The sequence below is a fragment of the Oligoflexus sp. genome (genome assembly GCF_035638955.1).
Taxonomy (GTDB): Bacteria; Bdellovibrionota_B; Oligoflexia; order Oligoflexales; family Oligoflexaceae; genus Oligoflexus.
The window spans coordinates 1-6,360 of the sequence record NZ_DASQYZ010000322.1; the positions used below are offsets into that span (position 1 = coordinate 1).

Annotated in this window: 4 protein-coding genes; 2 read left to right on the top strand and 2 right to left on the bottom strand. The window is 49.2% G+C overall.

Features of this window, described 5'->3' with window-relative positions; genetic code table 11:
* Nucleotides 1–913: 913 nt before the first annotated feature.
* Both VE954_RS29310 and VE954_RS29315 read right to left on the bottom strand, forming a co-directional pair.
* Nucleotides 914–2,572 carry an alpha-amylase family glycosyl hydrolase gene (locus VE954_RS29310; RefSeq protein WP_324959636.1) on the bottom strand — a complete coding sequence of 553 codons (1,659 nt, stop codon included), beginning with the start codon at nt 2,570–2,572 and terminating at the stop codon, nt 914–916.
* A gap of 1,082 nt (nt 2,573–3,654) precedes the next feature.
* Nucleotides 3,655–4,521 (bottom strand): LysR family transcriptional regulator, encoded by an 867-nt coding sequence (locus VE954_RS29315; protein WP_324959637.1) that lies wholly within the window; start codon nt 4,519–4,521, stop codon nt 3,655–3,657.
* A gap of 185 nt (nt 4,522–4,706) precedes the next feature.
* Here VE954_RS29315 and VE954_RS29320 point away from each other — a divergent pair, with 185 nt between their 5' ends.
* Nucleotides 4,707–5,669 (top strand): MBL fold metallo-hydrolase, encoded by a 963-nt coding sequence (locus VE954_RS29320; RefSeq protein WP_324959639.1) that lies wholly within the window; start codon nt 4,707–4,709, stop codon nt 5,667–5,669.
* Between the two features lie 149 nt (nt 5,670–5,818).
* Nucleotides 5,819–6,037 carry a hypothetical protein gene (locus VE954_RS29325; RefSeq protein ID WP_324959641.1) on the top strand — a complete coding sequence of 73 codons (219 nt, stop codon included), beginning with the start codon at nt 5,819–5,821 and terminating at the stop codon, nt 6,035–6,037.
* Nucleotides 6,038–6,360 lie beyond the last annotated feature (323 nt).

Consider the following 6,360-nt stretch of genomic DNA (forward strand, 5'->3'; position numbering starts at 1 on the left):
CATCGCCAGAATTCGAACGCAGGACCTCCTCGGTATCTGTATTGAGGCTGACCAAGAGTGAAGAAATTTCGGCATTCGGGGGCCAAAACCATGCCCCCTAATTCGATAGCCGTTTTTAAATGTTCTCTTTCTGATAAAGAGGCAACCATACGCAGGAACCACTTAATTTCAGGAATGGAACCTGGGAGGATTTGGATAAGCCGCGACGCATTTGCCCGCGTGTATAACCCGTCGCCAAATGGTCTCCATCATGAATCACCCAGTAGCGGGAGTTTGTGATATGACGAAGAATTCCGCGCCTTCCATTAATTTCGACAGTATCACCCTCTGAAAACAGTTTCAGGCAATCACGCATTTGTCCCTCCACGCTTATATTTGAGAGCTCAGGGCTCACGGGCTTGTTTTTCATGGGGAATGGGCCATTGGCCAACATTTGCTATGTAACGAAGACGACCTGGCATTGCAAATCATTTCGAAATTTGCTTATACGTTTATTGACATTCTGTTGAAGAAAGGAATCATCATGTAATCGCTTTGCCAGCGAAAGTCTCTTGGGCCTTTCGTATTAAGGAACGCTTTCTGCAGAAGAGCATGTGCGACCAAGTCTGATTCCGATCTTTTGTCGCAGCGCAATGCTTATGTCGAGGATGTCATCCCCCGACAGGACTTGTGTCAGCACTCGCCTCGGCAGGGTTAGTCACAACCATTGGATTTGAGTCTTGAGGCAAAAAATTCTCAAAATTTGGAAAGCGAGGGCTGTTGATCGTCAACCATGCGGAGTATGGCGCACAAAGGACCCAAACCGTACATAAGGCTCTGGATGCTATCCCAGGGAAAGAGGTCTTCTTCCTGACGGGCCTTTGGATATCCTTGCAACGCACGAAAAATTCAGCTTTTAGGTGGGACGACCTTGTTAGGCGTTGCTGACGATCAAACCACCAAAAGCGTCTAAACTGATGCGATTGAGCGACACTTGGGCCTGCTCATGAATGGAAAATAAAATATGTTTGCAGCTACTGTTGTTATTCCAGCTCAGCCGTTTACAGCCGAAGTTGATCAGTACCAAAGCCTGGGCCGAACCAAGACTACGCCGATACACCAGCAGATCCTGAGCGGCCTCGCTGGCCGGCAGGAGCTCGATGTCGCCTTCGGAAAACAGGGGGTTGCTTTTGCGCAGATGCAGCAACTTTCTATATACCAACAGCAACGAATTTTCATCGCACAGCTGCTGACGCACGTTTTTGGTTTTGAAATCAGGATTGACAGGCAGCCATGGTTTACCCTGAGCACCAGTGAAACCGGCGTTGGCGCTGCTATCCCACTGCATGGGGGCTTTCGCATCCTCACGGTTTAAAAACAATCCAAGAGCGTTGGCCACGGGTTTGGCGAGCCACTTATATTGCTGAGCGATACCATCGCCCGACATTCGGAAGGACGTGTCGCCGTTGACGATGCCGATCTCGTCTCCGTAATACGACACTGGCACCGCCCGCACCGTGAACTGATAAAGTGCTAGCAATTTCGCCTTGCGCTCATCCCCTTTCAACTTGCTCATGATGCGGGTCACATCGTGATTACCAAAAACGCAGGTCGGCATATATGGGTATGGAAAGTTCCGGGCGTGCTTTTGAAGAATTTTGCGAAAGAAAGTGGACGTGAAGGTGAATTCAAGATTCTCAAACATGAAGATGAGGTTGAGCCCTTGGTTGGCATCACCCAGATATTTTTTAATCGATAGATCATCGCCGCTCACTTCGCCAATGACAAAGCGATCACCGGGAAACTCGTCGATGACGGCGCGAAGCTCGCGGGCCAATTCAAAGGATTTGGCGTGGTTCATGGAATAGATCTTCTTTTGGAAGAAGGCCTCATTCATGGTATGCGCGGCCGGAAAATACTTCCAGGAAAAGGGATTGTCTTGGAAGGATTCATCCTTATAAATGCAGTTGAATATATCCAGGCGATACCCGTCGGCGCCCTTGTTGAGCCAGAAGCGAGCGTTGTCGAACATGGCTTTTTTCACAGCGGGATTGTGATAATTGAGGTCGGGCTGAAATTTCAGAAAACTGGTATAAAACCATTCATCGGTTGTGGCATCGTATTGCCAGCCGCGATTGCCGACCATCGATTTCCAATTGTTGGGCGGTTTTTTGCCTTTGCCCGGCTTCCAGATATACCAATCCCGTTTGGGGTTGGTTTTGCTGGAGCGTGATTCTTTAAACCAGGGGTGTTCAATCGACGTGTGACCCATAACCAAGTCAAAAATTATGCGCAGGCCTTTTTGATGAGCGGCATCAATCAGCAGCTGAGCATCAGCTAACGAACCGTATTGAGGCGACACATCGCAGTAATCGCTGACATCATAGCCCGAGTCCCGAAAGGGAGTGGTGAAGAAGGGCGAAAGCCAAATCGCCTCGAAACCCATACCCTTAACATAATCCAATTTAGCATTTATGCCCTTTAAATCACCAATACCATCGCCATTGGAATCGAAAAACGATCGCGGCCAGATCTGATATATCGAAGTTTTCTGCCACCATTTGAAATTTATGTTTGCCGATTGTTCGCTCATTCGTTCTCCTTAGGGAAAGTCGGGCAAGGGATTTAAGGTGAGTCCGCATTTGGAGCATAGTCGCAAATTTGCGGCTGATCATCAGTCCGATTTCTGATATCGGGTTGATTCTTTTTTAATGGCCGTCAGGGTAGGAGAAGGTGCGAGAAAAGTGCGATGCCGACCGCGTCGGCTCTGTCGCCAACATCTCCGAGGCTGAAGTGAAGCTGTAAAGGAATCATTTCCCGGACGCAGTTAACCTGCAAGGGCGTAAAACGGCTCGAATAGAGTGGAGCCCTGGATATCAATCTGACCTTTTTTGATCATGGTCATCATCTCAACTGCGCGATAAAGCCATTGAGCTTTTCCTTGACCTTGATGGCAAGATCACGACATGAATGCCACGCCCGGCCATCATTTCCTCAAGTTCCCTGAGGGAGAGCTTATAGGAGAAGCTTTCTACTTCAACTTCTCCCTGCTCAACCTTCTCCACCTTATCCGCTGCGTTTCTTTTTTAGTTACACTGCTAATTGCTATAATCACGAGAAGACCACAAATGAGGAACAACAATTTCTGACACATCATTGGCAACCCCAGTTATTGGAAACCTACTGCGCTAGTTTTGACAAGTGCAAATATCAATCCCCCTGAAAACTACCATCGATCAGCGGTTTACGTTGTCGAGTCCCGGCGTTCGTTGAACGTTTGTCGATATTCTGATCGCTTTTTGCATTGTGGTATTTCAGCTTACTCACTCTGCCCAAAGAAAGCAGTTTGCATTTAAAACCCTGGCGGCTCCACCACCTCAGTGGTAGCAGATTGTATTGATATATGCATGCGACCTGACCCAAATGATAGGCACACTTTAAGAAAACCCCAGCATCCAAAGGATGTGAGGCGCTGAAAAGGAATTACATGCACTACCGAATCTCTCATCTTCCTCTGAAGAGCACTTGACCGGCGGCAAATTTGTTATTCATGGAGAGTGTTCGGCAGACCATTGTGCAAAATTGTGTTCACGGAGCACCCTACAGGTTTTCAAAAACTCCCATCCATGAAAAATCTCCCAATCCGCAGAGTCCATGACGTTGGTCCATGCTGCTTCAACCATTCAGAAGAGGCCGCAGTTCAGCTTCAAGAAAGTCGGCAACCGCGCGGACCCGAGCTGCCTTGCGCATACCGGCATTGATAACAAGCCAAACGTCGACGACAAATGCGTTAAGACCCTGATGCACCACAAGTTCGGGCTCATCTTGCAGCATATAGGCAGGAAGAAAAGCCAATCCAAGTCCAGACCGCACGGCTGTGTGGAGAAGCTCACGTCGGACAACGTGCAGGCGAGGGGCTCCTCCTTGCCGAAGAGCCTGGAGCTGCTTTCGTTCCGGCTCAGTTGCCTGGCTATCAGGAAAATCGATAAGCGGGATGGATGTCGGCGGTTTTCCCGACCAGTGTTTCGCTGAAAAGCATGGCACAAAACGCAACCGACCGAAGGGTTTCGCATAAACGCTTTCCTGAGTTGGGCGCACCATGCGAAGGGCGAGATCCGCTTCACTTTTTTGAATGTTGAGTAGGTCTGATCCTGACAGGATTTCCAGACGAATGGTCGGGTACTGCTCAAAAAAGTGTTCAAGTTTCGGCAGCATGAGATGACTGACCATGGTATCGGGCATGGTCAACCGAACCTTGCCCCTGGGTGCGCTATCGAGCGTACCAAGACGGTTTTGCAGGTCCTGGATCTGGTCACGGACGAGAGTGCCCATGGACATAACCTGCTCCCCCGCTTCCGTAAGAATGTAGCCCGCCTTCACTTTTTGCAGAAGTCTCGCACCAACAGCTGTTTCAAGGCATTGCAGCCTCCGGCCGACGGTGGTCTCATCCACTTTCAACTGCCTGGCGGCGGCAACAAGCGAACCTTTGTCATAAATGGTCAAAAAATATTTTAAATCGTTCCAGTCCAGATTGCCTTTCAAGGTTACCCTCCCAAGGCATGCCATGCAGCCCGGATTTCGCAAGTTTATTCCAAATACCTGACCAAAATCAACATACTATCCTAATTCCTGCAAAATTGCAGGATCTATATGCATGATTGAGTGTTACGAAAAAGGCAGGAAAGGGCGATAAGGTGTCTATCAACGGTTAATGAAAGGACCGACTCATGAAAACTCAAAACCTCTTAAAAACCACCGTCAGCGCCCTTCTTGCCTGCAGCTGCTCTGTTGCCTCCGCCAAGGGCAAAATATTCAGCTTTGAATCTGACGCTGGTGGTTTCAACACCAAAACCATCTTCTACGACAACGGCCAGGAGGTGGTGGCCTTCGACTCGCAGTTCACAGAAGACGCCGCTCTCAAGGCCATCAGCCATATGCGCACTCAGACGCAAAGCAGGCTCCGGTACCTTGTTATCACTCATCCGAACCCGGATAAATTTAATGCCCTGTCGGTTTATCAAAAGGCCGGCGCTGAAGTCATTGCTTCACGGCAGACCCGTGACTCGATGCCAGCAGTTCATGCTTATAAGAAGGCTTATTTTGTCAACGCTGGAATGTTCACCGAAGAAACCTATCCCAGAGCGGGAACATTCGACCGTATCTTCGATGACAAGGTTCAATTGAAACTGGCCGGCGGCGATCTTGTTGAGCTTTCGGAACTTGGCCGTACCGGTGTCAGTTCGAATCAAACCGTGGCTTACATCCCGGCTGTCAATGCGCTGGTCGTTGGCGACCTCATTCATCACAAGGCACACGCTTGGCTTGAAGGGGGACTGTCCAAAGGTCAGGTGACTCCGAATCTGTCCAACTGGATTGAGTCTCTTAAGACTTTGAAAGTGACCTTCGGCTCCACAAGCCCCACAGTCCATGGAGGCCGCGGTGAAGCCGTCACCCTGCCTACAGCGATTGACGCCCAGATCAAATACCTGCAAACCGCTGACAAGCTTGTGAGCACCTATGTCCGCGAACTTGGAGCGCGGCGCACAGAACTTGCCAGTACAAATGCAGGGGAGCACTACAAACGTATCCGTGAGAAGTTTGAAAAAGCGTTTCCGGACTATCAGCTGGCCTATATGATCGAATACGGTGTATATGGACTTGCCTTGCAGCAGAGCAGCGTGCTGCGTTGATCTCAGCCCGCCCAGGGCAGATAGGCCGCACGGCATAATGGCTTCAAAACGGATGGCAGAGAAATATCTGATCGTATTTGGTGAGCATACGGAGCAGCAGCTTAAGCACTTGGATGGGACCAAGTCTCATAGAGAGGCCTCCTGGCTCTATGATGGCTTTGGTCTATCGGCAAGAAGTGTCTTGTGAAGACGTCCTCCATCTGCTCTTTAAAGCCCAAAAATTTGTGCCTACCGCCATGATTGATGACAATAAGTGGCTGACACCTGCGCATTTTGGCCACAATCAACGGATCTGGCAGCAGGCCGTTGGTCAGTGTCTGGCCATAACGGATCGCACATTGATTCGGTTCTACGCTTACGTTGAATGAGTTTTGAAACTTCCTATTAAAGTCAAATTTTGTGGGTAACTGGATGCACAGCCGAGCGCTTACATTTTTCTGTGATTTTGCAGCTTCTTTTCAGTGGCACCGTCTCACTGTTGTCCTGCGTTGTAAAACTTCGAAGCTGATCAAGTCTCCGCAGCTTGCATTAATCCAGATTGATACGGATTCGTCAGTGGAATCGATTTAAGTCTTATCACCTCAGGTCAGGTGCAGACGGTCGCTTACAATCCATCCACTCATGTTTGGGATATCGATAAGGTCTATCAAACAGGCGAGCTTAAAATTTTTGGACCCCGGTATGGTTACAT

What these genes read in the sequence shown, in the direction of transcription:
- VE954_RS29310 (WP_324959636.1), bottom strand. Translation starts at nt 2,572, where the DNA reads ATGAGCGAACAATCGGCAAACATAAATTTCAAATGGTGGCAGAAAACT.
- VE954_RS29320 (WP_324959639.1), top strand. Translation starts at nt 4,707, where the DNA reads ATGAAAACTCAAAACCTCTTAAAAACCACCGTCAGCGCCCTTCTTGCC.
- VE954_RS29325 (WP_324959641.1), top strand. Translation starts at nt 5,819, where the DNA reads ATGATGGCTTTGGTCTATCGGCAAGAAGTGTCTTGTGAAGACGTCCTC.